This is a genomic window from Streptomyces luteolifulvus (assembly GCF_008806595.1).
GTDB classification, from domain to species: domain Bacteria; phylum Actinomycetota; class Actinomycetes; order Streptomycetales; family Streptomycetaceae; genus Streptomyces; species Streptomyces luteolifulvus.
In genome coordinates, this window is record NZ_VZRB01000010.1 from 76228 (window position 1) to 89166 (window position 12939).

Consider the following 12939-nt stretch of genomic DNA (forward strand, 5'->3'; position numbering starts at 1 on the left):
CAGGCTCGGCAGGGGCTCAGCTCATCACGAGACGCCCCTGCCGGGAACCGGCAGACACACAGGAGATAGACGTGATCCAGCAGGAGTCGCGACTGCGCGTCGCCGACAACACTGGTGCGAAGGAGATCCTTTGCATCCGTGTGCTCGGTGGCTCCGGTCGCCGCTACGCGGGCATCGGTGACGTCATCGTCGCCACCGTCAAGGACGCGATCCCCGGTGGCAACGTGAAGAAGGGTGACGTCGTCAAGGCGGTCATCGTTCGCACCGTCAAGGAGCGCCGCCGTCCGGACGGCTCGTACATCCGCTTCGACGAGAACGCCGCCGTCATTCTGAAGAACGACGGCGACCCTCGCGGCACCCGCATCTTCGGCCCGGTCGGCCGTGAGCTGCGCGAGAAGAAGTTCATGAAGATCATCTCGCTCGCGCCGGAGGTGCTGTAAGCATGAAGATCAAGAAGGGCGACCTGGTCCAGGTCATCACCGGCAAGGACAAGGGCAAGCAGGGCAAGGTCATTGCCGCTTACCCGCGCGATGAGCGCGTCCTGGTCGAGGGTGTCAACCGGGTCAAGAAGCACACCAAGGCCGGCCCGACCGCTCGCGGTTCCCAGGCCGGCGGCATCGTCACGACCGAGGCGCCGATCCACGTCTCCAACGTCCAGCTGGTCGTTGAGAAGGACGGCAACAAGGTCGTCACGCGTGTCGGCTACCGCTTCGACGACGAGGGCAACAAGATCCGTGTTGCCAAGCGGACGGGTGAGGACATCTGATGGCTACCACCACCACTCCGCGTCTGAAGACGAAGTACCGCGAGGAGATCGCGGGCAAGCTGCGTGACGAGTTCAAGTACGAGAACGTCATGCAGGTCCCCGGCCTCGTCAAGATCGTGGTCAACATGGGTGTGGGCGACGCCGCCCGCGACTCCAAGCTGATCGAGGGCGCCATCCGCGACCTCACCACGATCACCGGTCAGAAGCCGGCCGTCACCAAGGCCCGCAAGTCCATCGCGCAGTTCAAGCTGCGCGAGGGCCAGCCGATCGGTGCCCACGTCACGCTCCGTGGCGACCGCATGTGGGAGTTCCTGGACCGCACCCTGTCGCTCGCGCTGCCGCGCATCCGCGACTTCCGTGGTCTGTCCCCCAAGCAGTTCGACGGCCGTGGCAACTACACCTTCGGTCTCACCGAGCAGGTCATGTTCCACGAGATCGACCAGGACAAGATCGACCGCGTCCGGGGTATGGACATCACCGTGGTCACCACGGCGACCAACGACGCTGAGGGCCGCGCGCTCCTTCGTCACCTCGGCTTCCCGTTCAAGGAGGCGTGAGCGAGATGGCGAAGAAGGCTCTGATCGCGAAGGCTGCTCGCAAGCCCAAGTTCGGTGTGCGGGGCTACACGCGCTGCCAGCGCTGCGGCCGTCCCCACTCCGTGTACCGCAAGTTCGGCCTGTGCCGCGTGTGCCTTCGTGAGATGGCTCACCGTGGCGAGCTGCCGGGCGTGACCAAGAGCTCCTGGTAATTCCGGTAATTCGGGATTCTCAGGGCTCTCGGTAAGCAACTGGGTGGACAGGGGCCCACCCCCGCATGGCTTAGGCTTGTGGGGTTGGGCGCCTGTCGCGCCCATACGACTTACTACGCCGTAGGTCCACCGCGCCGCACCCGTCCCGTCTCGGATCGGGGAGAGGGATGGCGCACCAGGAAACCCCGGCGAGAGAGGCCGAAGGCCAATTCATGACCATGACTGATCCGATCGCAGACATGCTTACGCGTCTGCGGAATGCGAACTCGGCGTACCACGACTCCGTGACGATGCCGGCATCGAAGATCAAGTCGCACATCGCGGAGATCCTCCAGCAGGAGGGCTTCATCACGGGCTGGCGCGTCGAGGACGCCGAGGTCGGCAAGAACCTCGTTCTCGAGCTGAAGTTCGGCCCGAACCGTGAGCGCTCCATCGCGGGCATCAAGCGGATCTCCAAGCCCGGTCTCCGGGTGTACGCGAAGTCCACCAACCTGCCGAAGGTGCTCGGCGGCCTCGGCGTGGCGATCATCTCCACGTCGCACGGGCTCCTCACCGACAAGCAGGCCGGCAAGAAGGGCGTGGGTGGGGAAGTCCTCGCCTACGTCTGGTAGCGGAAGGGAACGGAGGAAACAGCTATGTCGCGTATTGGCAAGCTCCCCATCACGGTTCCCGCCGGCGTGGACGTCACCATCGACGGCCGTACGGTCTCGGTCAAGGGCCCCAAGGGCACGCTGACCCACACCGTCGCGGCGCCGATCGACATCGCAAAGGGTGAGGACGGCGTTCTGAACGTCACCCGCCCCAACGACGAGCGTCAGAACAAGGCCCTGCACGGCCTGTCCCGCACGCTGGTGGCGAACATGATCACCGGCGTGACCCAGGGTTACGTGAAGAAGCTCGAGATCAGCGGTGTCGGTTACCGCGTGACGGCCAAGGGCTCGAACCTCGAGTTCGCGCTCGGCTACAGCCACCCGATCACCGTCGAGGCGCCCGAGGGCATCACCTTCAAGGTGGAGAACCCGACCCGCTTCCAGGTCGAGGGCATCGACAAGCAGAAGGTCGGCGAGGTTGCGGCCAACATCCGCAAGCTGCGCAAGCCCGACCCGTACAAGGCCAAGGGCGTCAAGTACGAGGGCGAAGTCATCCGCCGCAAGGTCGGAAAGGCGGGTAAGTAAGCCATGGCATACGGACAGAAGATCCTCAAGGGCGACGCCTACAAGCGCGCCGCGATCAAGCGCCGCCACATCCGGATCCGCAAGCGGATCAACGGTACGGCGGAGCGTCCGCGTCTGGTCGTGACCCGCTCGAACCGCCACATCGTGGCCCAGGTGATCGACGACCTCAAGGGTCACACCCTTGCGTCGGCGTCCACCCTGGACGCGTCGGTCCGCGGTGGCGAGGGCGACAAGTCCGCGCAGGCCAAGCAGGTCGGTGCCCTGGTCGCCGAGCGCGCCAAGGCCGCCGGTGTCGAGGCCGTCGTGTTCGACCGTGGTGGCAACCAGTACGCCGGGCGTATCGCCGCCCTGGCGGACGCCGCCCGCGAAGCCGGGCTCAAGTTCTGAGCCGCTTGTAGCTAGCGGAAAGAGAGAGGTAATCCAATGGCTGGACCCCAGCGCCGCGGTGGCGGTGCCGGTGGCGGCGAGCGGCGGGACCGGAAGGGCCGTGACGGCGGCGCTGCTGCCGCCGAGAAGACCGCGTACGTTGAGCGCGTCGTCGCGATCAACCGCGTCGCCAAGGTTGTGAAGGGTGGTCGTCGCTTCAGCTTCACCGCGCTGGTCGTGGTGGGCGACGGTGACGGCACCGTGGGTGTCGGTTACGGCAAGGCCAAGGAGGTGCCGGCCGCCATCGCCAAGGGCGTTGAGGAGGCCAAGAAGCACTTCTTCAAGGTCCCCCGTATCCAGGGCACCATCCCCCACCCGATCCAGGGTGAGAAGGCTGCCGGCGTCGTGCTGCTCAAGCCCGCGTCCCCCGGTACCGGTGTGATCGCCGGTGGCCCGGTGCGTGCCGTGCTCGAGTGCGCCGGTATCCACGACGTCCTGTCGAAGTCGCTCGGCTCCGACAACGCGATCAACATCGTGCACGCGACCGTGGAGGCCCTGAAGGGCCTGCAGCGCCCCGAGGAGATCGCGGCCCGCCGTGGTCTGCCCCTCGAGGACGTCGCCCCCGCGGCTCTCCTGCGTGCGCGTGCCGGGGCGGGTGTCTGATGGCCCGCCTCAAGATCACGCAGACGAAGTCGTACATCGGCAGCAAGCAGAACCACCGTGACACCCTGCGCTCCCTTGGCCTCAAGGGCATCAACACGCAGGTCGTCAAGGAGGACCGCCCCGAGTTCCGCGGCATGGTGCACACCGTCCGCCACCTCGTGACGGTCGAGGAGGTCGACTGATCATGGCGGAGCAGAACCCGCTCAAGATCCACAACCTCCGTCCCGCCCCCGGCGCCAAGACCGCCAAGACCCGTGTCGGTCGTGGTGAGGCGTCGAAGGGTAAGACGGCCGGTCGTGGCACCAAGGGTACGAAGGCCCGCTACCAGGTTCCGGAGCGCTTCGAGGGTGGGCAGATGCCCCTCCACATGCGTCTTCCGAAGCTGAAGGGCTTCAAGAACCCGTTCAAGACCGAGTACCAGGTCGTGAACCTCGACAAGCTGGCCGCGCTCTACCCCGAGGGTGGCGAGGTCACGGTCGAGGGCCTCGTGGCCAAGGGTGCCGTGCGCAAGAACAGCCTCGTCAAGGTCCTCGGCCAGGGCGAGATCTCCGTGGCGCTGCAGGTGACGGTGGACGCCGTCTCCGGCTCCGCCAAGGAGAAGATCACCGCCGCCGGCGGTACCGTCACCGAGCTCGTCTGAACCCCTCGGGCGTCTCGATGACTTGAACGATCCCGACCGGGGATACCCCACAAATGGGGTATCCCCGGTTGGTCGTTCCAAGGGGGCAGTCTCGCCGGTAAGGTGGCCTGCACTGCCTACTTTCACGGAATGCTTCAGCTGGGGCACTCTGAGCGGCAGTCGACCGTTACGTAATTCGTTGTTCTATCGGACTCTCAAGACCGTCACCCTTGACGCAGTAGCGCGGGGGTCGCAGGAGGCACCGTGCTCACCGCGTTCGCCCGGGCGTTCAAGACGCCCGACCTGCGCAAGAAGCTGCTCTTCACGCTCGGCATCATCGTGGTCTACCGGGTCGGTACCCACATCCCGATCCCGGGCGTCAACTACACGGCCGTCCAGCAGTGCGTGGACGAGGCCTCCGGCAACCAGGGCCTGTTCGGCCTGGTCAACATGTTCAGCGGCGGCGCGCTGCTGCAGATCACCGTCTTCGCGCTGGGCATCATGCCGTACATCACGGCGAGCATCATTCTGCAGCTGCTGACCGTGGTGATCCCGCGCCTGGAAGCCCTCAAGAAGGAGGGCCAGGCCGGTACGGCGAAGATCACGCAGTACACCCGCTATCTGACCGTGGCGCTCGCCATCCTGCAGGGCACCGGCCTGGTGGCCACCGCCCGCAGCGGCGCGCTGTTCTCCGGCTGCACCGTGGCGAGCGGGATCGTCCCGGACCGTTCGATCTTCACCACCATCGTCATGGTCGTCACCATGACCGCCGGTACCGCCGTCGTCATGTGGCTCGGCGAGCTCATCACCGACCGCGGCATCGGCAACGGCATGTCGATCCTGATGTTCATCTCGATCGCCGCGACCTTCCCGTCCGCGCTGTGGGCCATCAAGAAGCAGGGCGACCTCGCGGGCGGCTGGATCGAGTTCGGTACCGTGATCGCCGTCGGACTCGTCATGATCGGCCTGGTGGTCTTCGTCGAGCAGGCTCAGCGCCGTATTCCGGTCCAGTACGCGAAGCGCATGATCGGCCGCCGGTCCTACGGCGGCACGTCGACGTACATTCCGCTGAAGGTCAACCAGGCGGGCATCATCCCTGTGATCTTTGCCTCGTCGCTGCTCTACATCCCGGCGCTGATCGTGCAGTTCACCAACTCCACGGCGGGTTGGGCCGTCTGGATCAGGAAGAACCTCGCGGACACGGCGGCGCCGGCCCACATCGCGATGTACTTCCTTCTGATCGTCTTCTTCGCCTTCTTCTACGTGGCCATCACGTTCAACCCCGAAGAAGTCGCGGACAACATGAAGAAGTATGGTGGCTTCATCCCGGGCATCCGGGCTGGCCGACCGACGGCTGAGTACCTCAGCTACGTACTCAACCGGATCACCTGGCCGGGTTCGCTGTATCTGGGCCTGATCGCTCTTGTGCCGACGATGGCGTTGGCTGGTTTCGGGGCAAACCAGAACTTCCCGTTCGGCGGGACCAGCATCCTCATCATCGTGGGTGTCGGTCTCGAGACCGTGAAGCAGATCGAGAGCCAGCTCCAGCAGCGCAATTACGAAGGGTTCCTCCGCTGATGCGTATCGTCCTCGTCGGGCCGCCGGGTGCCGGCAAGGGAACGCAGGCCGCGTTCCTCGCCAAGAACCTGTCCATCCCGCACATCTCCACGGGCGACCTGTTCCGCGCCAACATCAGCAAGCAGACGGAGCTCGGCAAACTCGCGAAGTCCTACATGGACCGGGGCGAGCTGGTGCCGGACGAGGTCACGATCGCGATGGCCAAGGACCGCATGGAGCAGCCGGACGCAGAGAACGGCTTCCTCCTCGACGGCTTCCCGCGCAACGTCTCGCAGGCCGAGGCGCTCGACGAGATGCTGAAGTCCGAGGGCATGAAGCTGGACGCCGTGCTGGACCTGGAGGTCCCCGAGGAAGAGGTGGTCAAGCGGATCGCCGGCCGCCGCATCTGCCGCAACGACTCGTCGCACGTCTTCCATGTGTCGTACAAGGCGCCGAAGCAGGAGGGCGTCTGCGACGTCTGCGGCGGTGAGCTCTACCAGCGCGACGACGACTCCGAGGAGACCGTCCGCAAGCGGCTGGAGGTCTACCACACCCAGACCGAGCCGATCATCGACTACTACAAGGCCCAGGGCCTGGTGGTCACGATCTCGGCGCTCGGCAAGGTGGAGGACGTCACCGCCCGCTCGATGGAGGCGCTGCAGCGGGGCGAGTAGCTCCGCGCTCGGTCGGCCGCGGTTCCCCGCCGGGGGCCGCGGCCGACGTATGTGCGGGTGAGGCCCAGTCCTCGGGCGCCGGACGGGCCGGATCCGCCCGCCCCGTATCGTTGAGGGTGTCCGTAACACTCCCCGGTCCAGAAAGGCCGTAGCCGCATGGTGCAGATCAAGTCCCCCCAGCAGATCGCCAAGATGCGTGAGGCGGGGTTGGTCGTTGCCGCCATCCACGCGGCCACCCGTGAGGCCGCCGTGCCCGGGGCCACGACCAAGGATCTGGACCAGGTCGCCCGCAAGGTGCTCGCCGAGCACAACGCCAAGCCGAACTTCCTCGGCTACGGCGGCTTCCCCGCGACGATCTGCACCAGCGTGAACGAGGTCGTCGTCCATGGCATCCCGTCCGACGAGGTCGTCCTCAAGGACGGGGACGTCATCTCCATCGACTGCGGCGCGATCATCGACGGCTGGCACGGGGACGCCGCGTACACCGCCTTCGTGGGCTCGGGTCACTCTCCGGAGCTGGTCGAGCTCTCCCGGGTGACCGAGGAGTCGATGTGGGCGGGCATCGCGGCCATGAAGCAGGGCAGCCGGCTCGTCGACATCTCGCGGGCCATCGAGACGTACATCCGCCGCCAGCCCAAGCCGGGCGGCGGCAGGTACGGGATCATCGAGGACTACGGCGGTCACGGCATCGGCACCGAGATGCACATGGACCCGCATCTGCTGAACTACGTCGACCGCCGCCGGGGCAAGGGCCCCAAGCTGGTCCCCGGCTTCTGCCTTGCGATCGAGCCGATGGTCTCGCTCGGCACCCCGAAGACGGAGGTGCTGGAGGACGACTGGACCGTGATCACCACGGACGGCACCTGGTCCTCCCACTGGGAGCACTCCGTCGCCCTGACGGAACAGGGCCTCCTGGTCCTCACGGCCCCCGACGGCGGCAAGGCGAAGCTGGCGGAGTACGGGATCACGGTGGCACCGGATCCGCTCGCTTAAGGATCTTCGGTGTGGGGCAGACTTTCTCGATTCGTCTTTCCGGGTGCGCTGACGTAGACTGACTCGTCGGCTCTCGTGCATCCGCATGCCTGCATGCGCCCTAAGGGACGCAAGGGAGTCGATCAAGGTAGTCGATTCGAAGGGCGAAGCGTGGCCAAGAAGCAAGGTGCCATCGAGATCGAGGGCACTGTCGTCGAGTCTCTGCCGAACGCCATGTTCAAGGTCGAGCTCCAGAACGGCCACCAGGTCCTGGCACACATCAGCGGCAAGATGCGTATGCACTACATCCGCATCCTCCCTGACGACCGGGTCGTGGTGGAGCTGTCTCCGTACGACCTGACGCGTGGCCGGATCGTCTACCGCTACAAGTAGATCTTGCCCGCATTCCGCTCCGGCGGGGTGGTGGCACTGACCCGGAGAACCTCAATCCCATGAAGGTCAAGCCGAGCGTCAAGAAGATCTGCGACAAGTGCAGGGTGATCCGCCGTCACGGTCGGGTCATGGTCATCTGCGAGAACCCGCGCCACAAGCAGCGCCAGGGCTGACGCACGACCGATCCCTCTGCACCCTCGCAGAGATTCGCGCGACGCAAGCTGAATTTGTTCATACGCAGGGCCCGGACACCTCGGTGTCTGATACCCCCGGCTCGGAGGCCGGGGACTCAGTTCGTACCTCGTACGGCGACTGGGAACCGGTTCTGCGGAAGACCTCCGAAGATCACCAGGAGCCATTGAATGGCACGCGTTTCCGGTGTTGACATCCCGCGCGAAAAGCGCGTGGAGGTCGCCCTCACCTACGTGTTCGGCATCGGCCGGACGCTCTCCCAGCAGACGCTGGCCGAGACCGGCATCGACCCGAACACCCGCGTTCGCGACCTCTCCGAGGAGCAGCTCGTCGCGATTCGTGAGTACGTCGACAACAACATCAAGACCGAGGGTGACCTCCGTCGCGAGATTCAGGCCGACATCCGCCGCAAGGTGGAGATCGGCTGCTACCAGGGTCTCCGTCACCGTCGCGGTCTGCCTGTCCGGGGTCAGCGCACCAGCACGAACGCCCGTACCCGCAAGGGCCCGCGTCGCGCCATCGCCGGCAAGAAGAAGCCGGGCAAGAAGTAGTCCTCAGCGGACTTCGCCGTCCAGCGGTCTTCGCTGTAGGACCGACCACCTCCCGTAGGAGTACAGATGCCCCCCAAGGGTCGTCAGGGCGCTGCCAAGAAGGTGCGCCGCAAGGAAAAGAAGAACGTCGCTCACGGCCACGCGCACATCAAGAGCACGTTCAACAACACGATCGTCTCGATCACGGACCCGTCCGGCAACGTGATCTCCTGGGCCTCCGCCGGCCACGTCGGCTTCAAGGGCTCGCGCAAGTCGACCCCCTTCGCCGCGCAGATGGCCGCCGAGTCGGCCGCCCGCCGCGCGCAGGAGCACGGCATGCGCAAGGTGGACGTGTTCGTCAAGGGTCCCGGCTCCGGCCGTGAGACCGCGATCCGCTCCCTCCAGGCCACGGGCCTCGAGGTCGGCTCGATCCAGGACGTCACCCCCACCCCGCACAACGGCTGCCGTCCGCCGAAGCGCCGTCGCGTCTGACGCGTCACGCTCCGCGGGCAGCGGTTTCGGGCGATACGGCACCGTCAAGGGGCCGTATCGCCCGTATCCTTGCAGTACCCCCGTGTTGCGCGAGCGGCACGGTTTTGTCGGGCGTCAAATAGCGGGCGTCCACGAAAGAAGGATCTGATCCACACATGCTGATCGCTCAGCGTCCCTCGTTGACCGAAGAGGTCGTCGACGAGTTCCGCTCCCGGTTCGTGATCGAGCCGCTGGAGCCGGGCTTCGGCTACACCCTCGGCAACTCCCTGCGCCGTACGCTCCTCTCCTCGATCCCGGGTGCGGCGGTCACGTCCATCCGCATCGACGGCGTTCTGCACGAGTTCACCACCGTGCCGGGCGTCAAGGAGGACGTCACCGACCTGATCCTCAACATCAAGCAGCTGGTCGTCTCCTCGGAGCACGACGAGCCGGTCGTGATGTACCTGCGCAAGCAGGGCCCGGGTCTGGTCACCGCCGCCGACATCGCGCCTCCGGCCGGTGTCGAGGTGCACAATCCCGACCTCGTCCTCGCCACGCTCAACGGCAAGGGCAAGCTGGAGATGGAGCTGACGGTCGAGCGCGGCCGCGGTTATGTCTCCGCCGTGCAGAACAAGCAGGTGGGCCAGGAGATCGGCCGCATCCCGGTCGACTCCATCTACAGCCCCGTGCTGAAGGTCACGTACAAGGTCGAGGCCACGCGTGTCGAGCAGCGCACCGACTTCGACAAGCTGATCGTCGACGTCGAGACCAAGCAGGCCATGCGTCCCCGCGACGCCATGGCGTCGGCCGGTAAGACCCTGGTCGAGCTGTTCGGTCTCGCCCGTGAGCTCAACATCGACGCCGAGGGCATCGACATGGGTCCGTCGCCGACGGACGCCGCGCTCGCTGCCGATCTGGCGCTGCCGATCGAGGAGCTGGAGCTCACCGTTCGGTCGTACAACTGCCTCAAGCGTGAGGGCATCCACTCCGTGGGTGAGCTCGTTGCCCGCTCCGAGGCGGACCTCCTCGACATTCGTAACTTCGGTGCGAAGTCCATCGACGAGGTCAAGGCGAAGCTGGCCGGCATGGGCCTGGCCCTGAAGGACAGCCCGCCCGGATTCGACCCGACTGCCGCCGCGGACGCGTTCGGTGCCGATGACGATGCTGACGCCGGTTTCGTGGAGACCGAGCAGTACTGATTCGGCTGCCGGTCCGTTGTGGCTGGTCGCGCCCACGCGGCGGAGCCGCATATGGGCAGAGCCCCGCGCCCTTTTGGGGCGCGGACCCTCCGGGCGTCCGAAAGGCGCCCGGATCTCCGACAGACGACCGTCTGCTCGGATACTGACCCCGGTACCTGATACGGCCGGGGCAGACACACAGGAGAAGAACCATGCCGAAGCCCACCAAGGGTGCCCGTCTGGGCGGCAGTGCCGCGCACGAGAAGCTGCTCCTCGCGAACCTCGCCAAGAGCCTCTTCGAGCACGGCCGTATCACCACCACCGAGGCGAAGGCCCGCCGTCTGCGGCCGTACGCCGAGCGTCTGATCACCAAGGCGAAGAAGGGTGACCTTCACAACCGCCGTCAGGTGCTCCAGGTCATCACGGACAAGGGCATCGTGCACACGCTCTTCACCGAGATCGGCCCGCGGTACGAGAACCGTCCGGGTGGCTACACCCGTATCACCAAGATCGGTAACCGCCGTGGCGACAACGCGCCCATGGCCGTCATCGAGCTGGTGGAGGCGCTGACGGTGGCGCAGCAGGCGACCGGTGAGGCCGAGGCCGCCACCAAGCGTGCGGTCAAGGAAGACGCCCTCAAGAAGGAGGAGGCCGTCGAGGCCAAGTCCGACGAGGCCGTCGAGGACGCCGCGCCGGCCGAGGAGGCCGCCGAGGAGTCGAAGGACGCCTGAGGCTCTGCCCTGCGTTGAGCGGGTCCGCCCCCTGCGGGGCGGGCCCGCTCTTGCATTGCTGAGAGGATCTAGGGGTGAGTGACGAAGTACAGCCCGGGTTCGTACGGGTGCGGTTGGATCTCTCGTACGACGGGAGCGAGTTCTCCGGGTGGGCCAAGCAGGCCAGGGGACAGCGCACCGTGCAGGGCGAGATCGAGGACGCCCTGCGTACCGTCACGCGGTCCGGGGAGACGTACGAGCTGACCGTGGCCGGCCGTACCGACGCCGGTGTGCACGCCAGGGGACAGGTCGCCCATGTCGATCTGCCCCGGGAGGTCTGGGCCGAGCACCATGTGAAGCTGCTCAAGCGTCTCGCCGGGCGTCTGCCCAGGGACGTCAGGGTGTGGGCGCTCAGGGAGGCACCCAGCGGCTTCAACGCCCGGTTCTCCGCCGTCTGGCGCCGGTACGCCTACCGCGTCACCGACAACCCGGGCGGGGTCGACCCCCTGCTGCGAGGCCATGTCCTCTGGCACGACTGGCCCCTCGACGTCGAGGCCATGAACGAGGCGGCGCGGGGACTCCTCGGCGAGCACGACTTCGCCGCGTACTGCAAGAAGCGCGAGGGCGCGACCACCATCCGTACGCTCCAGGAGCTCAGCCTGGAACGCGGGGCCGACGGGATCATCACCGCCACCGTCCGGGCGGACGCCTTCTGCCACAACATGGTGCGCTCGCTGATCGGCGCCCTGCTGTTCGTCGGCGACGGGCACCGCGGGCCACAGTGGCCCGGGAAGGTGCTCGCGGCGGGTGTACGGGACTCCGCGGTGCATGTCGTACGGCCGCACGGGCTGACGCTGGAGGAGGTCGGCTACCCCGCCGACGAGCTGCTGGCCGCGCGCAACAAGGAGGCGCGGAACAAGCGGACGCTGCCCGGCGCGGGGTGCTGCTGACCCCGGCTCCGGTGAGGGCCCGGCGGGACGCCGGGCCCTGGCAGGCCTACTGGTTGGCCGCGGCCGACGCCTGGGCCTCGCCCCGGCGGCGGATCTGCCGGAAGGCGAACTCGGCCAGGTCGTCCCCGGTCGTGAAGACCTTCGTGTCCTTCGTGGTCACATCCTTGCCGGTGGTGAAGCCGGAGATCGTGAAGTAGGCGTAGCGGCCGTAGGCGTTGGTCGTCGAGCGGCAGACCGCGGCGTTGCAGAACGTCTTGACGCCCTTGCCGGACAGCGACTCGACGATGCTCTTACTGTCGGCCTGGCCCTTCGCCTTCGTGGCCTGTGCCTCGGTGTCGAAGACGGCCACACCGACCGTGACCGCGACGTCGTCCTTGGTGTAGGTGACGCGCAGCAGACGGGTGCAGTCGTTGTCGGTGAAGACCTTGGGCAGAGTGCCCTGGGCGGCCGACGCGCAGTTCTTCGTGTCGTCCTTCGGGCCCTTCTTGTACACCGTCTCGCCCACGGTCAGCTGGGTGCCCGGGAAGAGGATGTCCACGCCGAGCGGAGCGGTGTCCTTGCCCTTGCTGGCGATGAAGTCCTTGGGGTCCAGCGGGGGCGGGGCCGTGGTCGGGTCGAAGGACGGAGCCGTGGCGGCCGGCCCGCCCGGGATGTCCGCGGTCGCCGGCAGCTGGGACGTCGGATTGTTCGACGCCTCGTCGCTGCCGCCCGAGGACACCACGGCCGCGGCGACGACGGCCCCTATCGCCACGGTGGCGAGTGCTCCGCCGCCTATGAACATCAGTCGGCGCCGTTTGTTGCGCGTCTCGGAGGCCTCGGCGAGCGCGGCCCAGTCCGGGGTCTGGTCGGTGCCGTGGTTCCACGGCTGCTGGGAATTCGGTTTCCAGGGATCCCACTGGGACTGGGGTCCCCCCTGCCCATAGCTCATGGGCCGCATCTTAGACGGGGGACGGGGGATGCCTGTTCGTCTCAAGA

General features: G+C 66.7%; 21 protein-coding genes. 20 read left to right on the forward strand and 1 reads right to left on the reverse strand.

The window, feature by feature from the left end; all coding sequences use genetic code 11:
* Nucleotides 1-71 precede the first annotated feature (71 nt).
* The 20 genes from rplN to truA all read left to right on the forward strand — a co-directional run bounded on the left by rplN (nt 72) and on the right by truA (nt 11964).
* Nucleotides 72-440 carry a 50S ribosomal protein L14 gene (gene rplN / locus F7R91_RS16680; RefSeq protein ID WP_003998823.1) on the forward strand — a complete coding sequence of 123 codons (369 nt, stop codon included), beginning with the start codon at nt 72-74 and terminating at the stop codon, nt 438-440.
* Between the two features lie 2 nt (nt 441-442).
* Nucleotides 443-766, forward strand: a complete 324-nt coding sequence (rplX, locus tag F7R91_RS16685) for a 50S ribosomal protein L24 (RefSeq protein ID WP_053674523.1) — start codon at nt 443-445, stop codon at nt 764-766.
* Nucleotides 766-1323 carry a 50S ribosomal protein L5 gene (gene rplE, locus F7R91_RS16690; RefSeq protein WP_053661885.1) on the forward strand — a complete coding sequence of 186 codons (558 nt, stop codon included), beginning with the start codon at nt 766-768 and terminating at the stop codon, nt 1321-1323. Before rplX ends, rplE begins: the two co-directional genes overlap by 1 nt.
* Nucleotides 1324-1328: 5 nt before the next feature.
* Nucleotides 1329-1514, forward strand: coding sequence for a type Z 30S ribosomal protein S14 (locus F7R91_RS16695; RefSeq protein ID WP_003948630.1), 186 nt, complete (start codon nt 1329-1331; stop codon nt 1512-1514).
* 212 nt (nt 1515-1726) lie between these two features.
* Nucleotides 1727-2125: a 30S ribosomal protein S8 gene (gene rpsH, locus F7R91_RS16705; protein WP_030046382.1), complete on the forward strand. Its 399-nt coding sequence runs from the start codon at nt 1727-1729 to the stop codon at nt 2123-2125.
* Nucleotides 2126-2149: 24 nt separating this feature from the next.
* Nucleotides 2150-2689 carry a 50S ribosomal protein L6 gene (rplF, locus tag F7R91_RS16710; protein WP_150949551.1) on the forward strand — a complete coding sequence of 180 codons (540 nt, stop codon included), beginning with the start codon at nt 2150-2152 and terminating at the stop codon, nt 2687-2689.
* 3 nt (nt 2690-2692) lie between these two features.
* Nucleotides 2693-3076: a 50S ribosomal protein L18 gene (rplR, locus tag F7R91_RS16715; protein WP_134040835.1), complete on the forward strand. Its 384-nt coding sequence runs from the start codon at nt 2693-2695 to the stop codon at nt 3074-3076.
* A gap of 36 nt (nt 3077-3112) precedes the next feature.
* Entirely contained in the window at nt 3113-3718 is a 606-nt protein-coding gene (rpsE, locus tag F7R91_RS16720) for a 30S ribosomal protein S5 (protein WP_004984517.1), read from the forward strand.
* Nucleotides 3718-3900 carry a 50S ribosomal protein L30 gene (gene rpmD, locus F7R91_RS16725; RefSeq protein WP_010473936.1) on the forward strand — a complete coding sequence of 61 codons (183 nt, stop codon included), beginning with the start codon at nt 3718-3720 and terminating at the stop codon, nt 3898-3900. The genes rpsE and rpmD overlap by 1 nt, the downstream gene beginning before the upstream one ends.
* A 2-nt stretch (nt 3901-3902) precedes the next feature.
* Nucleotides 3903-4358 (forward strand): 50S ribosomal protein L15, encoded by a 456-nt coding sequence (rplO, locus tag F7R91_RS16730; RefSeq protein WP_014674382.1) that lies wholly within the window; start codon nt 3903-3905, stop codon nt 4356-4358.
* A 243-nt stretch (nt 4359-4601) separates the two neighbouring features.
* Nucleotides 4602-5915: a preprotein translocase subunit SecY gene (gene secY, locus F7R91_RS16735; RefSeq protein ID WP_150949553.1), complete on the forward strand. Its 1314-nt coding sequence runs from the start codon at nt 4602-4604 to the stop codon at nt 5913-5915.
* Nucleotides 5915-6568 carry an adenylate kinase gene (locus F7R91_RS16740; RefSeq protein WP_150949555.1) on the forward strand — a complete coding sequence of 218 codons (654 nt, stop codon included), beginning with the start codon at nt 5915-5917 and terminating at the stop codon, nt 6566-6568. The genes secY and F7R91_RS16740 overlap by 1 nt, the downstream gene beginning before the upstream one ends.
* A gap of 156 nt (nt 6569-6724) precedes the next feature.
* Nucleotides 6725-7561 (forward strand): type I methionyl aminopeptidase, encoded by an 837-nt coding sequence (gene map, locus F7R91_RS16745; protein WP_150949556.1) that lies wholly within the window; start codon nt 6725-6727, stop codon nt 7559-7561.
* 150 nt (nt 7562-7711) lie between these two features.
* The gene (gene infA, locus F7R91_RS16750; RefSeq protein WP_003948620.1) at nt 7712-7933 is read left to right on the forward strand and encodes a translation initiation factor IF-1; all 222 of its coding nucleotides are present in this window, start codon (nt 7712-7714) and stop codon (nt 7931-7933) included.
* A 59-nt stretch (nt 7934-7992) separates the two neighbouring features.
* A complete protein-coding gene (gene rpmJ, locus F7R91_RS16755) occupies nt 7993-8106 on the forward strand; it encodes a 50S ribosomal protein L36 (RefSeq protein WP_003998809.1) in 114 nt (37 codons plus the stop codon).
* A gap of 189 nt (nt 8107-8295) precedes the next feature.
* Complete coding sequence (gene rpsM, locus F7R91_RS16760; RefSeq protein ID WP_020135802.1) at nt 8296-8676, forward strand: 30S ribosomal protein S13; 381 nt, start codon at nt 8296-8298, stop codon at nt 8674-8676.
* Nucleotides 8677-8742: 66 nt separating this feature from the next.
* Nucleotides 8743-9147 carry a 30S ribosomal protein S11 gene (gene rpsK / locus F7R91_RS16765; RefSeq protein ID WP_003956432.1) on the forward strand — a complete coding sequence of 135 codons (405 nt, stop codon included), beginning with the start codon at nt 8743-8745 and terminating at the stop codon, nt 9145-9147.
* 155 nt (nt 9148-9302) lie between these two features.
* Nucleotides 9303-10325: a DNA-directed RNA polymerase subunit alpha gene (locus F7R91_RS16770; protein WP_003966937.1), complete on the forward strand. Its 1023-nt coding sequence runs from the start codon at nt 9303-9305 to the stop codon at nt 10323-10325.
* A gap of 191 nt (nt 10326-10516) precedes the next feature.
* Nucleotides 10517-11035 (forward strand): 50S ribosomal protein L17, encoded by a 519-nt coding sequence (gene rplQ, locus F7R91_RS16775; RefSeq protein ID WP_150949558.1) that lies wholly within the window; start codon nt 10517-10519, stop codon nt 11033-11035.
* 74 nt (nt 11036-11109) lie between these two features.
* The gene (gene truA, locus F7R91_RS16780) at nt 11110-11964 is read left to right on the forward strand and encodes a tRNA pseudouridine(38-40) synthase TruA (protein ID WP_150949560.1); all 855 of its coding nucleotides are present in this window, start codon (nt 11110-11112) and stop codon (nt 11962-11964) included.
* Between the two features lie 46 nt (nt 11965-12010).
* Here truA and F7R91_RS16785 read toward each other — a convergent pair whose 3' ends face one another.
* Entirely contained in the window at nt 12011-12892 is an 882-nt protein-coding gene (locus tag F7R91_RS16785; protein WP_150949561.1) for a hypothetical protein, read from the reverse strand.
* Between the last annotated feature and the right edge of the window lie 47 nt (nt 12893-12939).

Excerpts from the sequence above, each read along its gene's own strand:
- rpsK (WP_003956432.1), top strand. The coding sequence starts at position 8,743 with ATGCCCCCCAAGGGTCGTCAGGGCGCTGCCAAGAAGGTGCGCCGCAAG.
- rplO (WP_014674382.1), top strand. The coding sequence starts at position 3,903 with ATGGCGGAGCAGAACCCGCTCAAGATCCACAACCTCCGTCCCGCCCCC.
- F7R91_RS16740 (WP_150949555.1), top strand. The coding sequence starts at position 5,915 with ATGCGTATCGTCCTCGTCGGGCCGCCGGGTGCCGGCAAGGGAACGCAG.
- rpsE (WP_004984517.1), top strand. The coding sequence starts at position 3,113 with ATGGCTGGACCCCAGCGCCGCGGTGGCGGTGCCGGTGGCGGCGAGCGG.
- rplR (WP_134040835.1), top strand. The coding sequence starts at position 2,693 with ATGGCATACGGACAGAAGATCCTCAAGGGCGACGCCTACAAGCGCGCC.
- rpmJ (WP_003998809.1), top strand. The coding sequence starts at position 7,993 with ATGAAGGTCAAGCCGAGCGTCAAGAAGATCTGCGACAAGTGCAGGGTG.
- rpsH (WP_030046382.1), top strand. The coding sequence starts at position 1,727 with ATGACCATGACTGATCCGATCGCAGACATGCTTACGCGTCTGCGGAAT.
- map (WP_150949556.1), top strand. The coding sequence starts at position 6,725 with ATGGTGCAGATCAAGTCCCCCCAGCAGATCGCCAAGATGCGTGAGGCG.
- F7R91_RS16695 (WP_003948630.1), top strand. The coding sequence starts at position 1,329 with ATGGCGAAGAAGGCTCTGATCGCGAAGGCTGCTCGCAAGCCCAAGTTC.
- rplE (WP_053661885.1), top strand. The coding sequence starts at position 766 with ATGGCTACCACCACCACTCCGCGTCTGAAGACGAAGTACCGCGAGGAG.
- F7R91_RS16770 (WP_003966937.1), top strand. The coding sequence starts at position 9,303 with ATGCTGATCGCTCAGCGTCCCTCGTTGACCGAAGAGGTCGTCGACGAG.
- rplF (WP_150949551.1), top strand. The coding sequence starts at position 2,150 with ATGTCGCGTATTGGCAAGCTCCCCATCACGGTTCCCGCCGGCGTGGAC.
- rplX (WP_053674523.1), top strand. The coding sequence starts at position 443 with ATGAAGATCAAGAAGGGCGACCTGGTCCAGGTCATCACCGGCAAGGAC.
- rplQ (WP_150949558.1), top strand. The coding sequence starts at position 10,517 with ATGCCGAAGCCCACCAAGGGTGCCCGTCTGGGCGGCAGTGCCGCGCAC.
- rpmD (WP_010473936.1), top strand. The coding sequence starts at position 3,718 with ATGGCCCGCCTCAAGATCACGCAGACGAAGTCGTACATCGGCAGCAAG.
- F7R91_RS16785 (WP_150949561.1), bottom strand. The coding sequence starts at position 12,892 with ATGAGCTATGGGCAGGGGGGACCCCAGTCCCAGTGGGATCCCTGGAAA.
- rpsM (WP_020135802.1), top strand. The coding sequence starts at position 8,296 with ATGGCACGCGTTTCCGGTGTTGACATCCCGCGCGAAAAGCGCGTGGAG.